Consider the following 24,899-nt stretch of genomic DNA (forward strand, 5'->3'; position numbering starts at 1 on the left):
GACACCACGCAGGGAGCCGCGACCCCGATGTCACAACCGTCAGAGCCGATCGACATGCACACCACCGCGGGGAAGATCGCGGATCTGCAGCGCCGCATCGAGGAAGCCACGCACGCCGGGTCCGGGCGGGCGGTGGAGAAGCAGCACGCCAAGGGCAAGCTGACGGCGCGTGAGCGGGTGGCCCTGCTGCTGGACGAGGGGTCCTTCGTCGAGCTGGACGAGTTCGCCCGGCACCGGTCGACGAACTTCGGGCTGGAGAAGACCCGTCCCTACGGGGACGGTGTGGTCACCGGCTACGGAACCGTCGACGGGCGGCCCGTCGCCCTGTTCTCGCAGGACTTCACCGTTTTCGGCGGGGCCCTCGGCGAGGTCTACGGCCAGAAGATCATGAAGGTGATGGACTTCGCGCTGAAGACCGGCTGCCCGCTGATCGGAATCAACGACTCCGGCGGCGCCCGCATCCAGGAGGGCGTCAGCGCGCTCGGCATGTACGGCGAGATCTTCCGCCGCAACGTGCACGCCTCCGGCGTGATCCCGCAGATCAGTCTGGTCGTCGGCCCCTGCGCCGGCGGGGCCGTGTACTCCCCGGCCATCACCGACTTCACCGTCATGGTCGACCAGACCTCGCACATGTTCATCACCGGCCCCGACGTCATCAAGACGGTCACCGGCGAGGACGTCGGCTTCGAGGAGCTGGGCGGGGCGCGCACGCACAACAGCACGTCAGGCGTCGCACACCACATGGCGGGTGACGAGAAGGACGCCATCGAGTACGTGAAGTCGCTGCTCTCCTACCTCCCGTCGAACAACCTCTCCGAGCCCCCGGCCTTCCCCGAGGAAGCCGACACCGAGGTCTCCGAGACCGACCGGGAGCTCGACGTACTGATCCCGGACAGCGCGAACCAGCCGTACGACATGCACAAGGTGATCGAGCACGTCCTCGACGACGCCGAGTTCCTGGAGACGCAGTCGCTGTTCGCGCCGAACATCCTCACCGGCTTCGGCCGCGTCGAGGGGCACCCGGTCGGGGTCGTCGCCAACCAGCCGATGCAGTTCGCCGGCTGTCTGGACATCGACGCCTCCGAGAAGGCGGCCCGCTTCGTGCGGACCTGCGACGCCTTCAACGTCCCGGTGCTGACCTTCGTCGACGTACCGGGCTTCCTGCCGGGCACCGACCAGGAGTACAACGGAATCATCCGGCGCGGCGCCAAGCTGATCTACGCGTACGCCGAGGCGACCGTCCCCCTGATCACCGTCATCACGCGCAAGGCCTTCGGCGGTGCCTACGATGTGATGGGCTCCAAGCACCTGGGCGCCGACCTCAACCTGGCCTGGCCGACGGCGCAGATCGCCGTCATGGGCGCGCAGGGAGCCGTCAACATCCTGCACCGCCGTGCGATCGCCGAGGCCGAGGAGGCCGGTACCGCCGAGGAGACCCGGGCGCGGCTCATCACCGAGTACGAGGACGCGCTGCTGAACCCGTACACGGCCGCCGAGCGCGGGTACGTCGACGCGGTGACCATGCCGTCCGAGACCCGGGCGCACGTGGTGAAGGGACTGCGGCAGCTGCGCACCAAGCGGGAGTCCCTGCCCCCGAAGAAGCATGGCAACATCCCCCTCTAGGACGCTAGGACGTTAGGAGGCAGTCCCGTGGTGATCAAGGTCGTCAAGGGGAACCCGACCCCTGAGGAGCTGGCCGCCGCACTGGCGGTGGTCCGGGCGCGCGCGGCGGCACTCGCGTCGGTGCCGTCGGACGCGGCGCGCGTGGACGACGCGTGGGCGGCCCCGGGCCGGGTGGCCCGGCGGACGCTGCCGCGCCCCGGGCCGGGCGCGTGGGGCCGTACGTACTGGCCCGGCTAGCACGAGGCCGTGCGGCGCGAGCCGCGCGAAGATGACGTGAACCGCCTGTGGCGCCTGAGTACCCGTACTCAGGCGCCACTCGTGTGCTCGGGGCCAGGATCGAGGCATGCTCTGGTCAGACCCGAAGAACGAGCCGCCGCAGGACATGCGCGACGCCGCGGCGATGGTCCGGCGGATGACGGTGATCGTCGTCATCGCGATGGTCGTCGTGGTGTACGTACTGGGCGTGGGCGGCTTCTGAGCCGCCGCCGGGCCCCGCCGCCGGGCCGCGGACCCCACCGCCTGACCCGCCCGGGACCCGCCGGGGGCCGGGCCTGGCGCCCCTACGATGTCAGGCATGACTGCTGACCCCCGCCACGCCCTCGTCCTCGCCTCCGCCTCCCCCGCCCGGCTGAACCTGCTGCGGCAGGCCGGGCTCTCCCCGCACGTGATCGTGAGCGGATTCGACGAGGACTCCGTCAACGCCGATTCCCCCGCCGACCTGGCGCTCGCGCTGGCCGAGGCGAAGGCGGCCGTCGTGGCGGCCCTGGACGAGGCCGCGGGCGCCCTGGTGATCGGCTGCGACTCCGTGCTGGAGCTGGACGGCGAGGCGCTGGGCAAGCCGGCGGACGCCGAGGAGGCCACGGCCCGCTGGAAGTCGATGCGCGGGCGGGCCGGGGTACTGCGGACCGGGCACTGCGTGATCGACACGGTGAGCGGCCGCCGGGTTTCGGCCACGGCGTCGACGACGGTCCGCTTCGGCGAGCCGACGGACGCCGAAGTCGCGGCATACGTGTCGAGCGGGGAACCGCTGCACGTGGCAGGGGCGTTCACCCTGGACGGGCTGTCGGCCCCGTTCATCGACGGCATCGACGGGGATCACGGCAATGTGATCGGAATCTCCCTGCCGCTGCTGCGCTCGCTGCTGGCCGAACTGGGCGTTTCGATCACGGACTTGTGGGCTTGACGTCCCCGAACTTGCCGAAGTCCCCGAAATCCGCGAGCGGGTGGCCCGGCGGCGTGTCCCGGATCTCGGGCCCGTCGCCGGGGGCGTCCGGGCCGTCCGCGCCCCGGCCCGCGCCGTCGGCCCCGGCCGCGCCCTTGGCCGCGTAGAGCGTCAGGCTGAGCACCAGCAGGCAGAGGATCAGCATCATCGCCGCGAAGGCGCCCCAGCCCACCAGGCCGACGACGAGAGCGCCGAGCACTCCGTGGGTGACGGCGGCGCTCACAAGGAGCACGCGCGCGAAGGTGCCCGGGGCCCGGTCCCGGACCGCGGACATGACGAGGAACACCGCGCAGGCCAACAGGAAAGCGGCCATGCCCGCGCCCAGCGCATAGGTGGCTTTGGACATGACGTCCGGATCGGCGCCCGCGATGGACATCGACTGGTTCGCGGTGGTCCGGCCCAGCACGAGGTGGACGAAGCCGAGCACCGCCGCCTCCACGACGAGTACGACCGCGGTCGCTCCGGCCACGGATCTCCGCAGCACCACGCCACCCACACCAGCCACGACGCCCCCACCCCGTATGCACAAGCCCGTTCGACGCCTGGAGGCTACTAACGGGTAATCCTCGGGACAAGGGGCCGGGACCGCTTCGTTACGGTGAGGCTGCCGCACGGGGCCGCCCCGCTCCGGAGGCGCGCCCGCGCGAGGAGCGGATGGGCCGTTCGTAGGGATTCGACAAAGAATCACCCCGGCCCGCTGACCGGGGGAACAGAGACCCCGGACACGCGGCAGGGTTACTGTGCAGTCGGGGATCCCCCTGACATGGGGCGCCACAAGGGTTTTCTCGACTCCGAGTCGACTCGGATAACAGTCCGTGTGGGCAAGGTCACCACCGGGAAAGGGTCGAAAGGCCGTGTGGGCTGTCCCTAAACTCAGCTTGTTCCAAGGAGGGAGCCATCGTGCGCAAGGTGCTCATCGCCAACCGTGGCGAAATCGCAGTCCGCGTTGCTCGGGCCTGCCGGGATGCCGGAATCGGGAGCGTAGCCGTCTACGCCGATCCGGACCGGGACGCTCTGCACGTCCGGGCCGCCGACGAAGCCTTCGCGTTGGGCGGTGACACCCCGGCCGCCAGCTACTTGGACATCTCCAAGATCCTGCAGGCCGCAGCCGATTCCGGTGCGGACGCCATCCATCCCGGATACGGCTTCCTCTCCGAGAACGCCGACTTCGCGCAGGCCGTCACCGACGCGGGCCTCATCTGGATCGGCCCGCCCCCGCAGGCCATCCGCGACCTCGGCGACAAGGTCGCCGCCCGCCACATCGCACTGCGCGCCGGCGCACCGCTCGTCGCGGGCACGCCGGACCCCGTCTCGGGTTCCGACGAGGTCGTCGCCTTCGCCAAGGAGCACGGCCTGCCCGTCGCGATCAAGGCCGCCTTCGGTGGCGGCGGCCGTGGTCTGAAGGTCGCCCGCAACATCGAAGAGATCCCCGAGCTCTACGACTCCGCCGTCCGCGAGGCCGTCGCCGCCTTCGGCCGCGGCGAATGCTTCGTCGAGCAGTACCTCGACAAGCCCCGCCACGTGGAGACCCAGTGCCTGGCCGACTCCCACGGCAACGTGGTCGTCGTCTCCACCCGTGACTGCTCGCTGCAGCGCCGCCACCAGAAGCTGGTCGAAGAGGCCCCGGCCCCGTTCCTGACCGACGCCCAGAACGCGGAGCTGTACGCCGCCTCCAAGGCGATCCTGAAGGAAGCCGGCTACGTCGGCGCCGGCACCGTCGAGTTCCTCGTCTCCGCCGACGGCCTGATCTCCTTCCTCGAGGTCAACACCCGCCTGCAGGTCGAACACCCCGTCACCGAAGAGGTCGCCGGCATCGACCTGGTCCGGGAAATGTTCCGCATTGCCGACGGCGAAGAACTCGGTTACGCAGACCCGGTCCTGCGCGGCCACTCCTTCGAGTTCCGCATCAACGGCGAAGACCCCGGCCGCGGCTTCCTGCCCGCACCGGGCACCGTCACCAAGTTCAACGGCCCGTCCGGCCCCGGCGTTCGCCTCGACGCGGGCGTCGAGAGCGGCTCGGTCATCGGACCGGCATGGGACTCCCTGCTCGCCAAGCTCATCGTTACGGGTGCCACCCGCGAGCAGGCCTTGCAGCGGGCGGCCCGCGCGCTGGCGGAGTTCGAGGTGGAGGGCATGGCCACCGCCATCCCCTTCCACCGCGCGGTCGTCGCCGACCCGGCCTTCACCTCGGACCCGTTCACGATCCACACCCGCTGGATCGAGACCGAGTTCGTCAACGAGATCCCGGCGTTCGTGGTCCCCGCCGCGGACGACTCCGAGGACGAGCCGGGCCGCGAAACGGTGGTCGTCGAGGTCGGCGGCAAGCGCCTGGAGGTCTCCCTCCCGTCCTCCCTGGGCATGACCCTGGCCCGCACCGCCGCCGCCGGTGGCGCCAAGCCCAAGCGCCGCGCCGCCAAGAAGTCCGGCCCGGCCGCCTCCGGCGACACCCTGGCCTCGCCCATGCAGGGCACGATCGTCAAGGTCGCCGTCGAGGAAGGCCAGCAGGTCAACGAAGGCGACCTGATCGTCGTCCTCGAGGCCATGAAGATGGAACAGCCGCTGAACGCCCACCGTTCGGGCACGATCGTCGGTCTGTCGGCGGAGGTCGGCGCGTCGCTCACCTCCGGCGCGACCATCTGCGAGATCAAGGACTGACGTCCTTGTCCGGGTTGCCCGGGGGCACCGCCCCCGGGCAACCCGCCGCGGGCACGCTCGTCCGCTGCGCGGGGCGGAGTTCCCTACCCGCCCTTCCACCGTTCCCTGGGCTCCGCCCAGACCCGCGCCTCAAGCGCCGGCGGGGCTGGATAAATCCAGCCCCGCCGGCGCTTGAGGCGACCATGTTCAGCTAGCGGCGCCGCATGTCCGCGACTCTGGCCCTCTCCCCCGCCTGCTGTTCATGCAGGGGCGCACCCGCACTACGCAGCTGGGCCGTGGGGCCGCCCCGCCGCTGGACGGGGAGCGGGGACTCCCGGCGCGGACGCCGGCCGGCCATCCCCTCACCGCCGCCGGAGGCACTGGCCCCGCCCGCCACGGTGATCTGCACACCCTGGTCGGCCAGGGCCTGCAACTCCGTACCGGCCCGGTCGTCGTGCGCCGGCGGCTCGTCCGTGACCAGCCGTGTGATCACATCGGTCGGCACGGTCTGGAACATGGTGTCCGTACCGAGCTTCGTGTGGTCGGCGAGGACCACCACCTCCGCCGCGGCCTGCACCAGCGCCCGGTCCACGCTCGCGGAGAGCATGTTGGACGTGGACAGCCCGCGCTCGGCGGTGAGACCGCTGCCGGACAGGAAGGCCCGCGAGACCCGCAGCCCCTGGAGGGACTGCTCGGCACCGCTGCCGACCAGCGCGTAGTTGGACCCGCGGAGGGTTCCGCCCGTCATCACCACTTCCACCCGGTTCGCATGGGCCAGCGCCTGTGCGACGAGCAGGGAGTTGGTGACGACGGTGAGTCCGGGCACCCGGGCGAGCCGGCGGGCCAGCTCCTGGGTCGTGGTGCCGGCGCCGACGACCACGGCTTCGCCTTCTTCGACGAGACCGGCCGCGACATCGGCGATGGCGGTCTTCTCCGCCGTCGCGAGATGGGACTTTTGCGGAAAGCCGGATTCCCGCGTGAAACCGCCCGGCAGTACCGCACCGCCGTGCCGGCGGTCGAGGAGTCCTTCTGCCTCCAGCGCCCGCACGTCCCGCCGTACGGTCACTTCGGAGGTCTGGACGACGCGGGCGAGCTCCCGGAGCGATACCGCTCCGTTGGCCCGCACCATTTCGAGGATCAATTGGCGACGTTCTGCAGCGAACACGAAACTGACAGTAACCCCAACGACCATCTGCTTTCAGCTCTTTGCGCTGGAATTCCGAAGTTGTCCATACCGTGCGGCAACTAGTGGTATACGCGGTCGGCCCGCCGCGCACCTGCTCCGCGACGGGCCGACCGGCCGTTCCAAAACCCTTGCGCACAAGGGCCGTTATCGGTATCTACGCCTCGTCGGCGGCCTTGCGCGTGTGCAGCTGGCGGGCGACCTCGGCGATCGAACCGGACAGCGAGGGGTACACGGTGAACGCGTTTGCGATCTGCTCGACCGTCAGGTTGTTGTCGACGGCGATCGAGATCGGGTGGATGAGCTCGCTCGCGCGCGGGGAGACGACGACTCCGCCCACGACGATCCCGGTGCCGGGCCGGCAGAACATCTTCACGAAGCCGTCGCGGATGCCCTGCATCTTGGCGCGGGGGTTGCGCAGCAGCGGGAGCTTCACGACCCGGGCGTCGATCTTGCCGGAGTCCACGTCGGCCTGGGTGTAGCCGACGGTGGCGATCTCGGGGTCGGTGAAGACGTTCGACGAGACCGTCTTCAGGTTCAGCGGGGCCACCGCGTCGCCGAGGAAGTGGTACATCGCGATGCGCCCCTGCATGGCGGCCACCGAGGCCAGCGCGAAGATCCCGGTCACGTCGCCGGCCGCGTACACGCCGGGCGAGGAGGTACGGGAGACCTTGTCGGTCCAGATGTGCCCGGACTCCTTGAGCTTGACCCCGGACTCCTCCAGGTTCATGTTGCTCGTGTTCGGGATCGCGCCGACCGCCATCAGGCAGTGCGTACCGCTGAGGACCCGGCCGTCGGAGAGGGTGACCTCGACCCGGTCGCCCACCCGCTTGGCGGACTCGGCGCGCGAGCGGCCGATGACGTTCATGCCGCGGCGGCGGAAGACGTCCTCCAGTACGGCGGCGGCGTCCGGGTCCTCGCCGGGGAGCACGCGGTCGCGGGAGGACACGAGGGTCACCCGGGAGCCGAGGGCCTGGTACGCGCCGGCGAACTCGGCGCCGGTCACGCCGGAGCCGACCACGATCAGCTCCTCCGGGAGCTCTTCGAGGTCGTAGACCTGGGTCCAGTTCAGGATCCGCTCGCCGTCGGGCATCGCGTCGGGGATCTCGCGGGGGTGTCCGCCGGTCGCGATGAGCACGGCGTCGGCGGTGAGGATCGTCTCCGAGCCGTCGGCGGCGGTGACGATGACGTCCCGCGTGCCGTCGATGCCCTGCGGGCCGCCGAGTTTGGCGCGTCCCCGCACGACCCGGGCGCCGGCCCGGGTGACGGAGGCGGTGATGTCGTGGGACTGGGCGAGCGCCAGACGCTTGACGCGCCGGTTCACCTTGCCGAGGTCCACGCCGACGACGCGCGCGGCCTGCTCGATGTGCGGGGTGTCGTCGGCGACGACGATGCCGAGTTCCTCGTACGACGAGTCGAAGGTCGTCATGACCTCGGCGGTCGCGATGAGAGTCTTGGAGGGCACGCAGTCGGTGAGTACCGACGCTCCGCCCAGACCGTCGCAGTCCACGACGGTCACCTCCGCGCCGAGCTGGGCCCCCACGAGGGCCGCCTCATACCCGCCGGGGCCGCCGCCGATGATCACGATCCGGGTCACGAAAACTCCGCCTCACGTCTACCCGGCCGGCTGCCGCCCCGGCCGGGGCTTCCGGGGAGTCTCCCCGGGAGATGCATTGCGTGCCCCATTGTCCCGCACTCATCAAGGTGCTTCACGCCCGGTCCCACCATCCGGGACGGCGGCCCCGTACGCGGCCGGGAGCGCGGCCGGGTCCGCCCCTCCCGTACCCTCGACCTCATGTCGCTCTACGCCGCGTACGCCGGCAACCTCGACCCGCGGCTGATGACGCGCCGCGCTCCGCATTCGCCGCTGCGCGGCACGGGCTGGATCAACGACTGGCGGCTGACGTTCGGCGGCGAGCAGATGGGCTGGGAGGGCGCGCTGGCGACGATCGTCGAAGCGCCGCGCCACCAGATCTTCGTCGCGCTGTACGACGTCGCACCGCTGGACGAGGACTCCCTGGACCGCTGGGAGGGCGTCGGGCTCGACATCTACCGGCGCATGCGGGTGCGCGTGCACACGCTGGACGGCGAGGAAGCGGCCTGGGTGTACGTCCTCAACGGCTACGAGGGCGGTCTCCCCTCTGCCCGCTACCTCGGTGAACTCGCCGACGCGGCCGAATCCGCGGGCGCCCCGCACGACTACGTGATGGAACTCCGCAAGCGCCCCTGCTGAGCCCAATCCGGCCAGGCCGGGGCCCGTCCCGGCGACAGCTGGGGCGCGGAGCCCCGGGAGCGGCGCCGCACCTTCCCTCGAACACCCATCCGGGACGTTTCGGCGGAAACGACAAGGCAACGATCCGAACACCGTGAGCTGCGCCATCTACGCGCGTAGGCAGAGAGCGGCTACGCTCTTCCGCGTGAACGCATCTGTTACCGACCCCTTCGCCGCCGCCGACGCCGCCGCCGCCCGTCTGCGCGAGCTGACCGGCTCCGAGACCCACGATGTCGCCCTCGTGATGGGCTCCGGCTGGGCCCCCGCCGCGGAGGCGCTCGGCGCCCCCGAGGCCGAGTTCTCCGTGACCGAGCTGCCCGGCTTCCCGCCGCCCGCCGTCGAGGGCCACGGCGGCAAGATCCGCTCGTACAAGATCGGCGAGAAGCGCGCGCTGCTCTTCCTCGGCCGGACCCACTACTACGAGGGCCGCGGCGTCGCCGCCGTCGCCCACGGCGTGCGCACGGCCGTCGCCGCCGGCTGCAAGACCATCGTCCTGACCAACGGCTGCGGTGGTCTGCGCGAGGGCATGAAGCCCGGCCAGCCGGTCCTGATCAGCGACCACCTCAACCTCACGGCCACCTCGCCGATCGTCGGCGCGAACTTCGTGGACCTGACCGACCTGTACTCGCCGCGCCTGCGCGCGATGTGCAAGGAGATCGACGAGACCCTCGAAGAGGGCGTCTACGTGCAGTTCCCCGGCCCGCACTACGAGACCCCGGCCGAGATCAACATGATCCGCGTCATGGGCGCCGACCTGGTCGGCATGTCCACCGTGCTGGAGGCCATCGCCGCCCGTGAGGCCGGAGCCGAGGTGCTCGGCATCTCGCTGGTCACCAACCTGGCGGCGGGCCTCTCCGGCGAGCCGCTCAACCACGAAGAGGTGCTCCAGGCCGGCCGCGACTCGGCCGCGCGCATGGGCAAACTGCTGACCCAGGTCCTCGCCCGGATCTGATCGGCCACCGACCGTACGAGAGGTAAGGCGGAAGTAGTGCAGGACGTGCAGGACGATCTGATCACCCGGGCCCGGGCATGGCTGGCCGAGGACCCGGACCCGGACACGGCGGACGAGCTCGCGAAGCTCATCGACGCCGGTGACACGGCCGAGCTCGCGGACCGCTTCTCCGGCATGCTGCAGTTCGGCACCGCCGGGCTGCGCGGCGAACTGGGCGCGGGCCCGATGCGGATGAACCGCAACGTGGTGATCCGGGCCGCGGCGGGCCTCGCGGCCTACCTCAAGGCCCGGGGCCACGACGGCGGCCTGGTCGTCGTCGGCTACGACGCCCGCTACAAGTCGGCCGACTTCGCCCGCGACACCGCCGCGGTGATGACCGGCGCCGGGCTGCGCGCGGCCGTCCTGCCCCGCCCGCTGCCGACGCCCGTCCTCGCGTACGCCATAAGGCACCTGGGCGCCGTCGCCGGCGTCGAGGTCACCGCGAGCCACAACCCGCCCCGGGACAACGGCTACAAGGTCTACCTCGGCGACGGCTCGCAGATCGTCTCCCCGGCCGACGCGGAGATCGCCGCGCAGATCGACGCGATCGCCGCGCTGGCCGACGTACCGCGGGCCGAGGGCGGCTGGCAGGACCTCGGCGACGAGGTCCTGGAGGCCTACCTGGCGCGAACGGACGCCGTCCTGACCCCCGGCTCCCCGCGGGGCGCGCGGACCGTCTACACGGCCATGCACGGTGTCGGCAAGGACGTGGTCCTGGCCGCCTTCGCCCGCGCCGGCTTCCCCGCCCCGGTCCTGGTGGCCGAGCAGGCGGAGCCGGACCCGGCCTTCCCGACGGTCGCCTTCCCCAACCCGGAGGAGCCGGGCGCGATGGACCTGTCCTTCGCGAAGGCCGCCGAGGTCCGCCCCGACATCGTGATCGCCAACGACCCGGACGCCGACCGCTGCGCGGTGGCCGTCCCGGACGAGGCCTCGGCCTCCGGCTGGCGGATGCTGCGCGGCGACGAGGTCGGCGCGCTGCTGGCCGCACACCTGGTGCACAAGGGCGCGCGCGGCGTCTTCGCCGAGTCCATCGTGTCCTCCAGCCTGCTGGGCCGGATCGCGGAGGCCGCGGGCGTGGGCTACGAGGAGACCCTCACGGGCTTCAAGTGGATCTCCCGCGTCGAGGGCCTGCGCTACGGGTACGAGGAGGCGCTCGGCTACTGCGTGGACCCCGAGGGCGTCCGCGACAAGGACGGGATCACCGCCGCCCTGCTCGTCACCGAACTGGCCTCGGAGCTCAAGGAGCAGGGCCGTACCCTCACCGACCTGCTGGACGACCTGGCGATGGCCCACGGGCTGCACGCCACCGACCAGCTTTCGGTCCGCGTGGAGGACCTGTCGGTCATCGCCTCGGCGATGGCGGCGCTGCGCGCGGAGCCCCCGGTCTCGCTGGCGGGCCTGCGGGTCGCCTCGGCGGAGGACCTGAGCCGGGGCACCGCGACCCTCCCGCCCACGGACGGGCTGCGCTACCAGCTGGAGGGCGACTACAAGGCCCGGGTGATCGTCCGCCCGTCCGGTACGGAACCCAAGCTGAAGTGCTACCTGGAGGTCGTGGTCCCGGTGGCGGAGGCCTCCGACCTGGCCCCGGCCCGCGCACGCGGCCGGGAAGTCCTCGACGCGGTCAAGAAGGACCTCGCCGCGGCCATGGGCATCTGACACCCGCCCCCAGGCACCAGGCACCATCGGCCCCCCGAGCACCGCTCGGGGGGCCGCGCCGGTTCCAGCCGTCCGGGGCCCGTCCGGGCAGAGCCTCAGGAAGGCGAAGGGGCCGGACTCGCCGTGGGGCGCACCACGTCGCCCAGCGTCGTGACCGACTCCGGGCGGGAGCGGACGGCGTCCGTGCACTCCCATGCCCTCGGCGGATCCGTGTCCGGGCCGCCCAGGACCACCGGCCCCGGCCCCGGCCCCGGCGACACCACGTCGCTCGCCGCGAGCGTGCACACCAGCTGGGACAGCGCCACCGGCGGCAGGTCCTCCGGCTTGCGGCTCAGCCGTAGCGTGCCCGCCGGATCACCCGGCCGCGGCGCCCCGGCCGTCAGCCCGGCCGGGACCTCCGTCGTGAAGCCGGCCTCCCGGTCCTCCGCGGACAGCTCCCGCTGGAGCGCTTCCAGCAGTGCTCGGCCGACGAGCAGCGCCGCGTCCCGCGAGGGCCTCTTCTCCGGCACCTGCACCACCCGCTGGACGCCCACCAGCTGCGCCCCGCAGACCAGTTCCACCGTGGCCCGCACGCCCTGCACCCCGCCCGTTCCGGCCGAGGCCGACGTACCCGCCGGGGTCTTGCACGACACCCTGGAGGGCGCCGCGCCCACGTCCACCGGCACGGTGGTCGCCCGGATCCCGCACCCCGACAGGAGGCCCACGGACAACAGGCTCAGGGCCGCCACCGCGGCCGTAGCGCTACGCCTCGTCATCGGCGATCACCTTCCCCACGTCCACCGGCAGCCGCAGCGTGAACAGCGCACCGCCCTCCGCCCCGTTCTCCGCGGTGATGTCGCCGCCGTGGATGTGCGCGTTCTCCATCGCGATGGACAGGCCGAGCCCGCTGCCGTCCGACTTCGGCCGCGACGCGCTCGCCTTGTAGAACCGGTCGAAGACGTGCGGCAGTACGGCCTCGGGGATGCCCGGTCCGTTGTCCCGTACGGCCATGACCAGCCACTCCCCCTCCACCCGGATGGAGACCCGGACCGGCGATCCGCCGTGTTTGAGGGCGTTGCCGATGAGATTGGCCAGGATCACGTCGAGCCGCCGCGGATCGAGCCGCACCATGATCCCGCGCTCCGCGTCGAGTTCGACCGCGTCGAGCCACGCCCGCGCGTCGATGCACGCCGTCACCTGGTCGGCGACGTCCACGTCGTCGAGCACCAGCCGCGCCGTTCCCGCGTCGAAGCGGGTGACCTCCATGAGGTTCTCCACGAGGTCGTTCAGCCGCCTGGTCTCGCTCACGACCAGGCCCACCGCCGGTGCGATCATCGGATCGAGGCCGTCGACCTCTTCCTCCAGCACCTCGGCGACCGCCGTCAACGCCGTCAGCGGCGTGCGCAGTTCGTGGGACATGTCCGCGACGAAACGCCGGCTGGACTGCTCCCGCGCGCTCATGTCGGCGACCTTCTTCTCCAGCGCCTCGGCCGTCTTGTTGAAGGTGTGTGCCAGGTCGGCGAGTTCGTCCGTCCCAGACACCTCCAGCCGGTGGTCGAGCTCCCCTTCGCCGAGCCGCCGCGCCGCGTCGCCGAGCCGCTGCACGGGCCGCAGCACCGTACGGGCCGCGGCCTGCGCGAGGAGCGCGGAGCCGAGCAGCGCGAGCCCGGTGGCGATGGTCAGCGACCAGGCCAGGGCGTTGAGGTCGTCGCGTTCCTGGGCGAGGGACTTGTACATGTAGCCGGTCGGCCCGCCGCCGACGATCCGGGTGCCGCCGACCAGGTACGGGTTCCCGTGCGGCTTCGTCCGCTGCCAGTACATGTGGTACTCGGCGTCGTTGGCCGAGGTCGTCTTCTGCCGGTCGTCGACGGCGTGCTGGAGGGACTTCGGTACGTCGGCCAGCGAGAAGGCGTCGGGCCCGGCCGCCCCGGCCACCTTCCGGCCGTCCTTCTCGTCCACCAGGAGCACGCTGTAACCGGGGCTGCTGCCCGCCATCATCTCGGCGGTGTGCTGCAGTTCCTCCTGGGTCGGGTCGGCGGGCAGCGCCGCGGCCCGGTCCTGCATCTCCTGCCGGAAGTCGCCGAGGGCGGCGTCCTGGGTCCGGGTGAGGACGGCCTCGCGGTTGAGCCAGTACGCGATCCCGGACGCGGAAACGGCGGCCGTCAGCGCGACCAGTGCGAACACCACGAGGAGCCGCAGCCGCAGGCTGGTCCAGCGCCGGCCCGCGAACAGGGCTCTGATCACTGAGGGGAGTCCAGTCGGTAGCCGACACCCCGGACGGTACGGATCAGCGTGGGCGACGAGGGGATTTCCTCGACCTTGGCGCGCAGCCGCTGCACGCAGGCGTCGACGAGGCGCGAGTCACCGAGGTAGTCGTGCTCCCACACCAGCCGCAGCAGCTGCTGGCGGGAGAGCGCCTGGCCGGGCCGTCGGCTGAGCTCCAGGAGCAGCCGCAGCTCGGTCGGGGTGAGCTGGAGGTCCTCGCCGTTCTTGGTCACCGTCATGGCGGAGCGGTCGATGACCAGCGAGCCGAAGACGGCGGAGTCGGTGGCCTCGCGCTCGCCGCGGCGCAGCACGGCCCGGATGCGGGCGTCGAGCACCCGCCCCTGGACGGGCTTGACGACGTAGTCGTCGGCTCCCGACTCCAGGCCGACGACCACGTCGATGTCGTCGTTGCGCGCGGTCAGCAGGATGATCGGCAGCTGGTCGGTGCGGCGGACACGCCGGCACACCTCGAAGCCGTCGATGCCGGGCAGCATGACGTCGAGCACGATCAGGTCGGGCCGCTGCTCGCGCAGCAGTTTGAGGCCGTCCTCGCCCGTCGCCGCGGTGGCCACACGGTGGCCCTGACGGGTCAGGGAGAGTTCGAGGGCCGTGCGGATGGCGTCGTCGTCCTCGATGAGCAACAGGAAGGGCACGGGCTCATTCTGTCCCATCGCTCCGCGGGACTTCGACCGCCCTGCACGTGCAATCCGGGCGTCGTTGCGGAACCGTCCCCGCCGGGCCCCCTGTGACAGGCCTGTGACAGTCGAAGGACACCGCGGTTATGTCGGGCGGGCAGTCTTCTTGGCAACGGACCAGACAGACTCCACGACGGGGGGCGCGAGATGAACACGCTGCACAGCATCACCACCAGCGCGGTTGTCACGCGGCTGCACGATGTGAACCGCCGCACGGCAATCCGTACGGTGACGGCCCCCGCCCGGCGGCCGGCGCACGTGGTGGCCATCGACGCGAAGACCTACGAGCGCCCCTCCGTCCCCGCCCAGCGCACGGCGGGCTCCCCGGACTCCTCCAACGAAGCCGAGTTCACGGCCTACGTCCAGGAGCGGCGGGCCGCCCTCTACGCGACGGCCTTCCACCTGACCGGCGACCGCTACGAGGCCGAGGACCTGCTGCAGACCGCGCTGTTCTCCACGTACCGCGCCTGGGACCGCATCAGCGACAAGGCCGCCGTCGGCGGGTACCTGCGGCGCACGATGACGAACCTGCACATCAGCGCCTGGCGCCGGCGCAAGCTCAACGAGTACCCGACGGAAGAGCTGCCGGAGACGGCCTCGGACACGGACGCCATGGGCGGTACGGAGCTGCGCGCCGTGCTGTGGCAGGCACTCACCCGCATCCCGGAGCCGCAGCGCACGATGCTGGTGCTCCGCTACTACGAGGGCCGCACGGACCCGGAGATCGCCGAGATCCTGGGCATCAGCGTCGGCACGGTGAAGTCGAGCATCTGGCGTTCGCTGCGCCGCATGCGGGAGGACGAGGCGCTGAGCTTCGGCCGCGACGACGCGGAGTCCTTCGAGGACCTGGTCGCGTAGACGACCACACAAAAGCCATCGGGCCAGGGGGCCCGTCCCACGGGGGTGGGACGGGGGCCACGGGGGAAAAAGGCGGGATCATGCGGCCGGGGGTCCGCAGGATCCCGCCTTTTCACATCCGGAGCCCGGCGCCGGCCACACCAACCCAACCCCGCCGGCGTTTGAGACGACCCTTCAGCCCCGCCCGGGCCAAACCCAGCCCCGCCGGCGTTTGAGGCGCGGGGGTCCGGGGGCTGGTCCCCGGCAGCGGCGCGAAGCCGAAACGCCCCGGTCAGGCGGGAGCGGCCGCGCGATGACGCCCGGCCGCCGCAGCGGCGAGCCGCCCGAGGGCCTCGTCACGACCACAGGCATGCGCGCCCAGCGCGATATGCCGAGCCACGATCCCCCGCTCGGCCCGCATCAGCCGCCACCCCCGCCGCAAAAGCATCAGCACCGACTTGCGCCCCTCCCGCAGATCACGGGCCAGCCGCCGCCGGAAGGTCGTACTGGGCCGCCCGCGCAAGCAGATCGCGTCGGCCAGTAGCCCGAGCTCCTGGCACCGCCCCACGACGTCCGCCGCGAAGATGCCCTCGGCTATGAACAGCGGGGTACGGGAGATGTCCAGCGCCTCCGTACCGGTCCGCGAGGAGGTGGCGATGTCGTAGACGGGAACCTCGGTCCGCCCGGCCGCGCACAGCGCGACGATCGCGGCCACGGCGGCTTCCGCGTCCCAGGACAGCGGGGAGTCCCAGTCGATGTCGGCGCTGCCCTCGACGAGCGGGAGGGTGGGGTCGTCACCGTCCTTGTAGAAGTCGTCCAGGCGCAGCACGGGCAGCCCTGAACGGGCCGCGAGCGAGGACTTGCCGGATCCCGAGGGTCCGGTCAGCAGGACGACACGCGTCGGCGAAGGAGAGGAACGGCTCACGGGAGACAAGTGTGAACTATTACCTCGCGCAGGGGACCTACCCAAAGGCCCGTTGGTATCCAGGATCACACCTCCACTACGCTGCGTGCGCACGCGACCACGACTCCGTACGAGCCCACAGGCGGGAACCCATGGCACGTCACGCAGCCCCCAAAGCGCCCCACCCCAAGGCGCTGCGCACCGCAGGCCTGACCCTCTCGATGGCCGGCGCGGCCCTCGCGATGGCCGCCGGCGGTGCGCAGGCGGGGGAGCTCTCGGTTCCGGCGGCCCTGTCGGGAGTGGCGGATCCGATCGCGAACCTCAAGGTGAATCCGCTGGCCAACACCGGGGTGGACCCGCTGGACAACGGGGTCGCCACCCAGGTCGCGGATTTCCCGTCGGTCGGCACGGGCATGGTGACCGGCAGCCTGACCCGCGGCTCGTCGATCGGCCAACTGCCGACCGCGGCGGCCTCCTCGCTGCTCGGCCCGTTGCTGCCGGGCGCCGTCCGGTAGCTCCCGCGGGCACGAAGAGGCCCCGACAGCGCGGGGGACGCTGCCGGGGCCGGTCTTCGGGGGGAGGGTCCGCTAGTACGAGGAGCCGCCCGCGCCCAGCGACCCGGTCGGGTGCCAGACGGTCTTGGTCTCCAGGAACGCCGTCATGCGCGCCGTCCCCGGGTCCGCGCTCCAGTCGTCCACAGGCTGTGGACGCAGGACGCGCTTGAGGTTGTCCGCGGCCGCGATCTCCAGCTCCTTGGCCAGCGCCTCGTCGGCGCCCGCCAGATCGATCGCGTTGACGTCCTGGTGGGATGCCAGGTGCGGGCCCATTTCTGCGGCCTTGCCGGACAGGATGTTGACCACGCCGCCGGGCAGGTCGGAGGTGGCCAGTACCTCGCCGAGGGAGAGCGCCGGGAGCGGCGCCTCCTCGGAGGCGATGACGACGACCGTGTTGCCCGTGGCGATCACCGGGGCGATCACGGAGACCAGTCCGAGGAAGGACGAGGTCTGCGGGGCGATGACCGTGACCACGCCGGTCGGCTCGGCGGTGGAGAGGTTGAAGAACGGGCCGGCGACCGGGTTGGCCCCGCCCACGATCTGGCCGATCTTGTCGGTCCAGCCCGCGTACCAGACCCAGCGGTCGATCGCCGCGTCGACGACGGCCGCGGCCTTCTGCTTGGACAGGCCCTCGGCCTCGCCGACCTCGCGGACGAACTGTTCGCGGCGGCCCTCCAGCATCTCGGCGACGCGGTAGAGGATCTGGCCGCGGTTGTACGCGGTCGCGCCCGACCAGCCGCCGAAGGCCTTGCGGGCGGCGACGACCGCGTCACGGCCGTCCTTGCGGGAGGACAGCGGGGCGTTGGCCAGCCACTTGCCCTTCGAGTCGCTCACCTCGTACACCCGGCCGCTCTCGGATCGCGGGAACTTCCCGCCCACGTACAGCTTGTAGGTCTTGAAGACGCTCAGACGCCCGGCGGCGGAGCCGCCCTTTTCCACACTTCGCTCAGACATCGAGGTAGCCCTCCAGGCCGTGACGGCCGCCTTCGCGCCCGAAGCCCGACTCCTTGTAGCCGCCGAAGGGCGAGGTCGGGTCGAACTTGTTGAACGTGTTGGCCCACACCACACCCGCGCGGAGCTTGCTCGCGACCGCGAGGATGCGGCTGCCCTTCTCCGTCCAGATGCCGGCGGACAGGCCGTACTGGCTGTTGTTGGCCTTGGCGACGGCCTCGTCGGGCGTACGGAAGGTCAGTACGGACAGCACCGGGCCGAAGATCTCGTCGCGGGCGACGGTGTGCGACTGGGAGACGTTCGTGAAGAGCGTCGGTGCGAACCAGTAGCCCGCGGAGGGCAGTTCGCAGGGGGCGGACCAGCGCTCGGCTCCCTCCGCCTCGCCGGTGTCCGCGAGGGCGGCGATCCGGGCGAGCTGCTCGGCGGAGTTGATCGCACCGATGTCGGTGTTCTTGTCGAGCGGGTCGCCGAGGCGCAGCGTGGTCAGCCGGCGCTTGAGGGAGTCGATCAGCTCGTCGTGGATCGACTCCTGGACCAGGAGGCGCGAGCCCGCGCAGCAGACCTGGCCCTGGTTGAAGAAGATGCCGCTGACGATGCCCTCGACGGCCTGGTCGATGGGGGCGTCGTCGAAGACGATGTTGGCGCCCTTGCCGCCCAGCTCCAGGGTGACCTTCTTGGACGTACCGGCGACCTGGCGCGCGATGGCCTTGCCGACGGCGGTGGAGCCGGTGAAGGCGACCTTGTTCACGTCCGGGTGCTCGACGAGGGCCGCGCCCGCGTCGCCGTACCCGGTGAGGATGTTGACGACACCCTTGGGCAGGCCCGCCTGGCGGCAGATGTCGGCGAAGAAGAGCGCGGAGAGCGGGGTCGTCTGGGCCGGCTTGAGGACGACCGTGTTGCCGGTGGCGAGCGCCGGGGCGATCTTCCACGCGAGCATCATCAGCGGGAAGTTCCACGGGATGACCTGGCCGGCCACGCCGAGGGGCCGCGGGTTGGCCCCGTAGCCGGCGTGGTCGAGCTTGTCGGCCCAGCCCGCGTAGTAGAAGAAGTGCGCGGCGACGAGCGGGAGGTCCGCGTCGCGGGTCTCCCGGATCGGCTTGCCGTTGTCGAGGGTCTCCAGGACGGCCAGCTCGCGGCTGCGCTCCTGGATGATCCGGGCGATGCGGAAGAGGTACTTGGCGCGCTCGGAGCCGGGCAGCGCGGACCACTTCTCGAAGGCCTTGCGGGCGGCCTTCACGGCGCGGTCCACATCGGCGGCGCCGGCCTGCGCGATCTCGGCGAGGACCTCTTCGGAGGCCGGGGAGACGGTCTTGAAGACCTTGCCGTCCGCCGCGTCGGTGAACTCGCCGTCGATGAAGAGCCCGTAGGAGGGGGCGATGTCGACGACGGAGCGGGACTCGGGGGCGGGTGCGTACTCGAATGCAGATGCCATGGCGATCAGTCCACCGTCACGTAGTCGGGACCGGAGTAGCGGCCGGTGCTCAGCTTCTGGCGCTGCATCAACAGGTCGTTGAGCAGGCTGGACGCTCCGAAGCGGAACCAGTGGTTGGTCAGCCAGTCCTCGCCCGCGGTCTCGTTGACCAGGACCAGGAACTTGATCGCGTCCTTGGTGGTCCGGATGCCTCCGGCCGGCTTCACGCCGATCTGGATTCCAGTCTGCGCCTTGAAGTCGCGGACGGCTTCGAGCATGAGGAGCGTGTTCGCGGGGGTCGCGTTGACGCCGACCTTGCCGGTGGACGTCTTGATGAAGTCGGCCCCGGCCATCATGCCGATCCAGGATGCGCGGCGGATGTTGTCGTACGTGGACAGCTCGCCGGTCTCGAAGATCACCTTGAGTCGGGCCGCGCTGCCGTCGGGGCGGACGCAGGCCTCCTTGACGGAGCGGATCAGCTCGTAGGTGTCGAGGTAGTGGCCGGCGAGGAAGGCGCCACGGTCGATGACCATGTCGATCTCGTCGGCGCCGGCGGCCACGGCGTCGGCCGTGTCGGCGAGCTTGACGGGCAGGGCCGCGCGGCCGGCCGGGAAGGCGGTGGCAACGGAGGCGACTTTGACGTCGGCGCCGTTCAGGGCGGCCTTGGCGGTGGCCACCATGTCGGGGTACACGCAGACGGCGGCCGTCATGGGCGTGGTGCGGTCGGTCGGATCGGGGTTGGCTGCCTTGGCGGAGAGCGCCCGGACCTTGCCCGGGGTATCCGCGCCTTCCAGCGTCGTCAGGTCGATCATCGAGATGGCGAGGTCGATGGCGTACGCCTTGGCCGTCGTCTTGATCGAGCGGGTGCCGAGGGAGGCCGCACGGGCCTCCAGGCCGACAGCGTCGACGCCGGGCAGCCCGTGCAGGAAGCGGCGTAGCGCACTGTCGGACGTCGTCACGTCAGCGAATGCGGTGAGGGTGGTGGGCATGGTCACCACATGAGCATATCTACGCGCGTAGCGACCTGTCACCCCCTCCCCTCGATTCATTCGGAATCGGACACCCCGTTTGCTGTTACGCGGCCATGACAGGGAGCAGATCGTTCGCACGCACAAGATCCGTAAATTCTTTCTCAGCAGCCCGCCACACCTGACCCGGTGAACCAGACCGAACAGACTCAACGCGGCATGCGACTCTCTTCCACTTTCCTCACCCACGCTTCTGGAGTCGTTATGCGTACCGCCCTCCGCACCTCGATCGTCACCGCCGCGCTCGCCGGCGCTCTGCTCGCACCCGCCGCCGGTTCCGCGTTCGCCGCACCTGTTCCGCACACCGTGGCAGGGACGACGGCAGCGGCCGCGTCTGTCGTGAAGGTGGACATCGGCGACAACCTGATGGCGCACATGAGCAACTCCGCGGCCCAGGGCCCGCGCGTCGCCATCCACATCGTGGTGGACGGCGTGACCCAGCCCAAGACGATGACGACCCTCGACCGCTCCCACACGGTCTTCTCGCGCCAGGGCACCACCTTCACCCTCACCAAGGCCCTGACGGCCGAGCCGGTCCTCACCGTGGTCGTGGTGACGGCCGAGGGCGGCACCACCAAGTCCTACCCGCTGCCGAAGGGCACTGCCACCTCGCCCGCGTCCTGCGTCTCCGAGGTCAAGACGGTGCGGCTCGGCGAGTACCAGGCCGCAGACCTGACGATGTCCCCCAAGGGCCCGAAGGCCGTGGTGAACAACCTGGAAGGGGCGCCCTTCACGGTGACCCTGGACCGCACCCACCCCAAGAGCCCGAAGTCGGACTCCGTGCGCATCGACAACCCGAGCGGCGCCAAGCCCGTGTTCCGGTGGAAGTACCAGGTCGAGGAGTCTTCGTTCAAGAGCGCCTCCTTCCCCGCGCTCCCCAAGGGCTGCAAGCTCGACTACCAGATCACCGAGGAGCAGGGCTCGAAGCCCGCGCCGAAGCCGAAGCCGAAGACGGGCACGCAGACCACCGTCGTCCCCAAGGGCCCGGTGGCCGCGGGTGCCGAGCTGTCGGTCGTCGCCGACACCGACAACACCACCACGGCGGCGGCCGGCGCCGGTCTGGTCGCGGTCTTCGGTGCGCTCGGCGCGAGCGTGTTCCTGCGCCGCCACCGCGCCCAGGGCTGACACCACCCCGTCCAGATCTCGACTCGCCTCCGGCGGGCCACCCTCGGTGGCCCGCCGCGGCCCGTTTCGCCGGAGCCTCCCATGAACCGCCGCACCGCCGGCCCGCTGATCGCCGCCGCTCTCCTCGCCACCGTGCTGACCGGATGCGGCGGTGCCACGCCCGCCGCCCCGGCCGCGGCCTCCGCACCGCCCGCCGTCACCCCCACCTCCGCTCCGCCGGCCCCGGCCCCGGCCGCCCCGAAGCCCGCCTCCGCGCCGGTACGCGTAAGGATCCCGGCAGCCGGGGTCGACGCCTCGCCGCTGCTGTCGCTCGGTCTGGCCGCCGACGGCACCGTCGAGGTGCCCTCCGTGGCCGACGGGGACAAGATCGGCTGGTACGACAAGGGCGTGACCCCCGGGGAGACCGGGCCCGCCGTGCTGATCGGCCACTTCGACACCGCCCGCGGCCCGGCCGTGCTCAAGGACGTCTCCAAGGTCCGCATCGGCGACGAGGTGACCGTCTCCCGCAAGGACGGCAGCACCGCCGTCTTCCGCGTCCGCGAGCTGGAGCAGGTCGACAAGCAGCGGTTCCCCACCGACAAGGTCTACGGGGACACCGCCCGACCCGAGCTCCGCGTGATCACCTGCGGCGGTGAGATCACCGACGGTCACCGCCCGGACAACATCATTCTGTATGCCGATCTCGTGGGGTGAGACGGCTTGAGGCAGAATCGGCCGCATGAGCAGCGAGCAGCCCACTGACGAGCCGGCGTACGACGACCGGGTCTACCGCTCCCCGATGGCCACGGTCACCGGGGTGGTGCTGCTGGCGCTGCTCGGGTGGCTCTGCGGGGACGCGGTGGTGCGGGGCTCCGGGAACGTCCCGTGGATCGCCCTCGCCGTCGCCCTGTGCCTGGCCCCGGTCATCGTGGCGTTCACGGTCCGCCCCGCGGTCTTCGCCAACGACGACCGGCTGCGGGTGCGCAACCCCTTCCGGATCATCGAACTGCCCTGGGCCGCGGTGGACACCGTGCGGGCCCGGTTCTCCGCCGAGGTGCTGGCCGAGGGGGCGACGTACCAGCTGTGGTCCGTGCCGGTCTCCCTGCGCGAGCGCAAGAAGGCCAACCGCCGCCAGGCCGGCCGGATCGGCTCGGGCGGGAGCCAGGGCAGGACTCCGGAGGAGGAGGTACGGCGGGCGGCGGCGGACACGACCGTGAACGAACTGCGGGAACTGCAGGAGCGCTGCGCCTCGCGGCCCGGCGCCCAGGGCCCCGTGAAGGTCTCCTGGTCGTACGAAATCATCGCGCCCGCGGTGATCGGCGCCCTGATCCTGATTGTGCTGCTCGCCACCGGCTGACCGGCGGTTTCCCCGGAACCACGGGCACCGGAACCCGCGTCTCCACTGGCGTGCACCGTCTCAAGGGCAACCGTCTCAAGGGCAGCCGCGCCAAGGGCAGCGGCAGGGCCGCCGTACACCCCCGGATCCGGCTTCTCGCCGGGGTCCTGCTGGCCTCCCATCTCCTCCTCGTCTGCTGGCTGATGCTGCGCCCACTGGACGTGCCGTGGGCGGCGGCGGCCAATCTGACCCCGCTGGAGGGGATCAGGGCGGACCTCTCCTACGGTCCTCTGGAGGCCGCTCGCCGGATCGGCGGCGGGCTGGCGCTGCTGGCCCCGCTCGGGGTGCTGCTGCCGCTGATCAGTGGCCGTGTGGAGCTTTCGCCGCTGGCCACCTGGTCCTCGCCGGCCCGGACCGCCGCGGCGGGCGTGCTGGTCTCGGTCGGCATCGAGATGCTCCAGACGGCGGTCCCGGGGCAGGTGGTCGATGTGGATTCGGTGCTGCTGAACACCCTCGGCGTGATGCTCGCGCACCTGGCCGTGGTCCCGGCCCTGCGGGCCCGGCGGCGGCGTTCTCAGGGGGCGACCCCGAGAATTACCAGGGTCGCGCTCGGCCCCTGGACCGACGTTCTGTCCTCTGTTCAGCGGGAGTATTGAGGCATCGCGGGAAAGCGTCCCGCGAAGCCGCACATCGACACAACCGACAGAACCGACAGAGGAGAGACCATGAGCGCCCTTGCCCGCCCCCGTGACGGACGATGGATCGGCGGAGTCTGTGCCGGTCTGGCGCGCCGGTTCGGAATATCCGCGAACACGATGCGGATCATCTTCGTCGTTTCGTGCCTGCTGCCCGGCCCGCAGTTCCTCCTTTACCTGGCGCTGTGGGTGCTCCTGCCGAACGAGAAGTCGAGCACCTCCTCCGCCGCCACCGGCTGGTAGCCGGCCGGACCGGGAATTCAGCCGGCGGCGCCGACCTTCTGGAGCTGCTTGTCGGCCACCTCGTGCGGGACCTGGGGGGTCTGACGGCCGCCCGCGACGTTGAGGGCCATGAGACGCACGACAGTGTCCCCTTGGCGTACGACGACCAGGTGCACCTGGGCGGTGACGCCCTCGGCGGACGCGGTCGTGGTCCAGCTGACGCTCTCGTCGCCGCCCGTCTTGTACTCCGCGGCCTTCACCTCGCTGTACGCACCGCTCTGCTTCTCGACGGTGGCGTTGAAGCCCGTGGCACAGGCGGCCACGGCGTTCTTCAGCCGGGCGATCAGCGCCTTGGCGTCGGACTCGGCGTAGGAGCTGACGGAGGCGGAGACGGCCAGGCCCATCCGCTTCTGGGAGCCGATGCCGCGGTTGACCGTCTCGCGCGCCGCCGGGTCGGGCTTGTCCCCCATGATGTCGGCGAGCGGCTGGCAGGCCTTGCGGTCCGCCTGGGGCTGGCCGTCGGGGGCGTTCGGGTTCTTGCCGCCCGCGGAGATCTGGTAGCCGGGCAGGTCGCCCTGTTCCAGGGCGGAGCGCTCGAGCCGGCTGGAGGCGCCCGTACCGCCCGTACCACCGGCGTCGCCGGTGCCTGCGGAGCCGGGGGCTGCCGTCGACCCCGAGGAGCCGGCCGACGCGGACTGGCCGGGTGCGCTCGCGGAGCCCTTCGGGTCCGGGTCCTTGCCGGACGAGGGCGTGTTCGTACCGCCGCATCCCGCCATCGCGGCCAGCAGGGCGGGGAGCAGTACGGCCGTGGCCGTTCGTGCCTTCATGCGCATGATCGAAACCTCATACCCAGGGTGTCGGCGGGCAGTTGGCGGTGATCCTGGCACACGCGGCGACGCGGCACACACCTGGTCGAAGAGGCGTGCGCCGCGTGGTCGTGCGTACGAATCACGTACGGGTCGCGTACGGATCCGTCGGGGAGCCGGAGGGGATCAGGCGCCGAGGCCGCTGGTCGGCAGGCCGCCGAGCAGTCCGGTCACCGAGCCGAGCGCGGCGGCCGGGTCGGTCGCCTCGGGGGCCTGCTGGCCGTCTTCGGGGCTGACGTGCTGCTGGCTGGTGGCGCCCTGGACGGCGCCCGTGACGGTGCCCAGCGCGTCAGTGAGACCGACGGCGGGGACGGCGGCCGAGGCGGTGCCGGCGGCGACGGCGGCGAAGGCGGCACCGAGAGCGGCGACACCGAGGGTCTTGGCAGCTGACTGCTTCATGAAGAATCGTCCTTGCGACGGGGAATTGAGCGGCTCTGCAAGCTAGTCACTTCAAACCCTCTCCCGCAAACA

General features: G+C 71.3%; 27 protein-coding genes. 15 read left to right on the top strand and 12 right to left on the bottom strand.

Annotated features, from left to right (window positions below):
• The first annotated feature begins 27 nt into the window (after window positions 1–27).
• The 4 genes from OTB20_RS07005 to OTB20_RS07020 all read left to right on the top strand — a co-directional run bounded on the left by OTB20_RS07005 (window position 28) and on the right by OTB20_RS07020 (window position 2,806).
• A complete protein-coding gene (locus OTB20_RS07005; protein ID WP_267815721.1) occupies window positions 28–1,623 on the top strand; it encodes an acyl-CoA carboxylase subunit beta in 1,596 nt (531 codons plus the stop codon).
• Between the two features lie 27 nt (window positions 1,624–1,650).
• A complete protein-coding gene (locus OTB20_RS07010; protein ID WP_267815722.1) occupies window positions 1,651–1,860 on the top strand; it encodes an acyl-CoA carboxylase epsilon subunit in 210 nt (69 codons plus the stop codon).
• Window positions 1,861–1,966: 106 nt separating this feature from the next.
• The gene (mmpB, locus tag OTB20_RS07015) at window positions 1,967–2,101 is read left to right on the top strand and encodes a morphogenic membrane protein MmpB (protein ID WP_267815723.1); all 135 of its coding nucleotides are present in this window, start codon (window positions 1,967–1,969) and stop codon (window positions 2,099–2,101) included.
• Between the two features lie 96 nt (window positions 2,102–2,197).
• Window positions 2,198–2,806 carry a Maf family protein gene (locus tag OTB20_RS07020; RefSeq protein ID WP_267815724.1) on the top strand — a complete coding sequence of 203 codons (609 nt, stop codon included), beginning with the start codon at window positions 2,198–2,200 and terminating at the stop codon, window positions 2,804–2,806.
• Here OTB20_RS07020 and OTB20_RS07025 read toward each other — a convergent pair.
• The gene (locus OTB20_RS07025) at window positions 2,787–3,314 is read right to left on the bottom strand and encodes a hypothetical protein (protein WP_267815725.1); all 528 of its coding nucleotides are present in this window, start codon (window positions 3,312–3,314) and stop codon (window positions 2,787–2,789) included. The genes OTB20_RS07020 and OTB20_RS07025 overlap by 20 nt on opposite strands.
• Before the next feature lie 431 nt (window positions 3,315–3,745).
• On the opposite strand from OTB20_RS07025, the gene OTB20_RS07030 reads away from it, so the two are divergent.
• On the top strand, window positions 3,746–5,500 hold the full coding sequence (locus OTB20_RS07030; RefSeq protein ID WP_267815726.1) for an acetyl/propionyl/methylcrotonyl-CoA carboxylase subunit alpha: 1,755 nt from the start codon (window positions 3,746–3,748) through the stop codon (window positions 5,498–5,500).
• 190 nt (window positions 5,501–5,690) lie between these two features.
• On the opposite strand, the gene OTB20_RS07035 is transcribed toward OTB20_RS07030, so the two are convergent.
• Both OTB20_RS07035 and OTB20_RS07040 read right to left on the bottom strand, forming a co-directional pair.
• Window positions 5,691–6,644, bottom strand: a complete 954-nt coding sequence (locus OTB20_RS07035) for a DeoR/GlpR family DNA-binding transcription regulator (RefSeq protein ID WP_267815727.1) — start codon at window positions 6,642–6,644, stop codon at window positions 5,691–5,693.
• A 175-nt stretch (window positions 6,645–6,819) separates the two neighbouring features.
• Window positions 6,820–8,259, bottom strand: a complete 1,440-nt coding sequence (locus OTB20_RS07040; RefSeq protein ID WP_267751396.1) for an NAD(P)H-quinone dehydrogenase — start codon at window positions 8,257–8,259, stop codon at window positions 6,820–6,822.
• Window positions 8,260–8,457: 198 nt separating this feature from the next.
• Here OTB20_RS07040 and OTB20_RS07045 point away from each other — a divergent pair, with 198 nt between their 5' ends.
• The 3 genes from OTB20_RS07045 (at window position 8,458) to OTB20_RS07055 (ending at window position 11,581) form a co-directional block, all read left to right on the top strand.
• Window positions 8,458–8,895 (top strand): gamma-glutamylcyclotransferase, encoded by a 438-nt coding sequence (locus OTB20_RS07045; RefSeq protein ID WP_267751397.1) that lies wholly within the window; start codon window positions 8,458–8,460, stop codon window positions 8,893–8,895.
• Window positions 8,896–9,079: 184 nt separating this feature from the next.
• Window positions 9,080–9,886, top strand: a complete 807-nt coding sequence (locus OTB20_RS07050; RefSeq protein ID WP_267815728.1) for a purine-nucleoside phosphorylase — start codon at window positions 9,080–9,082, stop codon at window positions 9,884–9,886.
• A 45-nt stretch (window positions 9,887–9,931) separates the two neighbouring features.
• Window positions 9,932–11,581, top strand: a complete 1,650-nt coding sequence (locus OTB20_RS07055) for a phospho-sugar mutase (RefSeq protein WP_267815853.1) — start codon at window positions 9,932–9,934, stop codon at window positions 11,579–11,581.
• A 95-nt stretch (window positions 11,582–11,676) separates the two neighbouring features.
• On the opposite strand, the gene OTB20_RS07060 is transcribed toward OTB20_RS07055, so the two are convergent.
• From OTB20_RS07060 to afsQ1, 3 genes are read right to left on the bottom strand one after another with little or no spacing between them, the layout of a single operon-like run.
• Window positions 11,677–12,336: a hypothetical protein gene (locus OTB20_RS07060; protein ID WP_267815729.1), complete on the bottom strand. Its 660-nt coding sequence runs from the start codon at window positions 12,334–12,336 to the stop codon at window positions 11,677–11,679.
• Window positions 12,323–13,804 (bottom strand): sensor histidine kinase, encoded by a 1,482-nt coding sequence (locus OTB20_RS07065; RefSeq protein WP_267815730.1) that lies wholly within the window; start codon window positions 13,802–13,804, stop codon window positions 12,323–12,325. The genes OTB20_RS07060 and OTB20_RS07065 overlap by 14 nt, the downstream gene beginning before the upstream one ends.
• Complete coding sequence (gene afsQ1 / locus OTB20_RS07070; protein WP_267751401.1) at window positions 13,801–14,478, bottom strand: two-component system response regulator AfsQ1; 678 nt, start codon at window positions 14,476–14,478, stop codon at window positions 13,801–13,803. The genes OTB20_RS07065 and afsQ1 overlap by 4 nt, the downstream gene beginning before the upstream one ends.
• Before the next feature lie 189 nt (window positions 14,479–14,667).
• Between afsQ1 and OTB20_RS07075 the strand changes: the two genes are divergently transcribed.
• Entirely contained in the window at window positions 14,668–15,378 is a 711-nt protein-coding gene (locus OTB20_RS07075; protein ID WP_267815731.1) for a SigE family RNA polymerase sigma factor, read from the top strand.
• Window positions 15,379–15,649: 271 nt separating this feature from the next.
• Here the strand turns inward: OTB20_RS07075 and OTB20_RS07080 are convergent, their stop codons facing one another.
• A complete protein-coding gene (locus OTB20_RS07080) occupies window positions 15,650–16,348 on the bottom strand; it encodes a uridine kinase family protein (protein WP_267815854.1) in 699 nt (232 codons plus the stop codon).
• 65 nt (window positions 16,349–16,413) lie between these two features.
• Between OTB20_RS07080 and OTB20_RS07085 the strand changes: the two genes are divergently transcribed.
• The gene (locus tag OTB20_RS07085) at window positions 16,414–16,776 is read left to right on the top strand and encodes a hypothetical protein (RefSeq protein WP_267815732.1); all 363 of its coding nucleotides are present in this window, start codon (window positions 16,414–16,416) and stop codon (window positions 16,774–16,776) included.
• A gap of 72 nt (window positions 16,777–16,848) precedes the next feature.
• On the opposite strand, the gene OTB20_RS07090 is transcribed toward OTB20_RS07085, so the two are convergent.
• From OTB20_RS07090 to deoC, 3 genes are read right to left on the bottom strand one after another with little or no spacing between them, the layout of a single operon-like run.
• Window positions 16,849–17,769: an aldehyde dehydrogenase family protein gene (locus tag OTB20_RS07090; RefSeq protein WP_267815733.1), complete on the bottom strand. Its 921-nt coding sequence runs from the start codon at window positions 17,767–17,769 to the stop codon at window positions 16,849–16,851.
• Window positions 17,762–19,198 (bottom strand): aldehyde dehydrogenase family protein, encoded by a 1,437-nt coding sequence (locus OTB20_RS07095; protein WP_267815734.1) that lies wholly within the window; start codon window positions 19,196–19,198, stop codon window positions 17,762–17,764. The genes OTB20_RS07090 and OTB20_RS07095 overlap by 8 nt, the downstream gene beginning before the upstream one ends.
• A gap of 5 nt (window positions 19,199–19,203) precedes the next feature.
• Complete coding sequence (gene deoC / locus OTB20_RS07100; RefSeq protein ID WP_267815855.1) at window positions 19,204–20,166, bottom strand: deoxyribose-phosphate aldolase; 963 nt, start codon at window positions 20,164–20,166, stop codon at window positions 19,204–19,206.
• Between the two features lie 243 nt (window positions 20,167–20,409).
• Here deoC and OTB20_RS07105 point away from each other — a divergent pair, with 243 nt between their 5' ends.
• From OTB20_RS07105 to OTB20_RS07125, 5 genes are all read left to right on the top strand, one after another.
• Entirely contained in the window at window positions 20,410–21,330 is a 921-nt protein-coding gene (locus OTB20_RS07105; RefSeq protein ID WP_267815735.1) for a hypothetical protein, read from the top strand.
• 81 nt (window positions 21,331–21,411) lie between these two features.
• Entirely contained in the window at window positions 21,412–22,023 is a 612-nt protein-coding gene (locus OTB20_RS07110) for a class F sortase (RefSeq protein WP_267815736.1), read from the top strand.
• 25 nt (window positions 22,024–22,048) lie between these two features.
• The gene (locus OTB20_RS07115; protein WP_267815737.1) at window positions 22,049–22,666 is read left to right on the top strand and encodes a PH domain-containing protein; all 618 of its coding nucleotides are present in this window, start codon (window positions 22,049–22,051) and stop codon (window positions 22,664–22,666) included.
• A gap of 50 nt (window positions 22,667–22,716) precedes the next feature.
• Window positions 22,717–23,301 (top strand): VanZ family protein, encoded by a 585-nt coding sequence (locus OTB20_RS07120; protein ID WP_420716344.1) that lies wholly within the window; start codon window positions 22,717–22,719, stop codon window positions 23,299–23,301.
• A 69-nt stretch (window positions 23,302–23,370) separates the two neighbouring features.
• Window positions 23,371–23,583, top strand: coding sequence for a PspC domain-containing protein (locus tag OTB20_RS07125; RefSeq protein ID WP_267815738.1), 213 nt, complete (start codon window positions 23,371–23,373; stop codon window positions 23,581–23,583).
• Between the two features lie 17 nt (window positions 23,584–23,600).
• On the opposite strand, the gene OTB20_RS07130 is transcribed toward OTB20_RS07125, so the two are convergent.
• Window positions 23,601–24,389 (bottom strand): hypothetical protein, encoded by a 789-nt coding sequence (locus OTB20_RS07130; RefSeq protein WP_267815739.1) that lies wholly within the window; start codon window positions 24,387–24,389, stop codon window positions 23,601–23,603.
• A 165-nt stretch (window positions 24,390–24,554) separates the two neighbouring features.
• Entirely contained in the window at window positions 24,555–24,827 is a 273-nt protein-coding gene (locus OTB20_RS07135) for a hypothetical protein (RefSeq protein ID WP_267815740.1), read from the bottom strand.
• Between the last annotated feature and the right edge of the window lie 72 nt (window positions 24,828–24,899).

It is taken from the genome of Streptomyces sp. H27-H1, assembly GCF_026627445.1.
Taxonomy (GTDB): domain Bacteria; phylum Actinomycetota; class Actinomycetes; order Streptomycetales; family Streptomycetaceae; genus Streptomyces.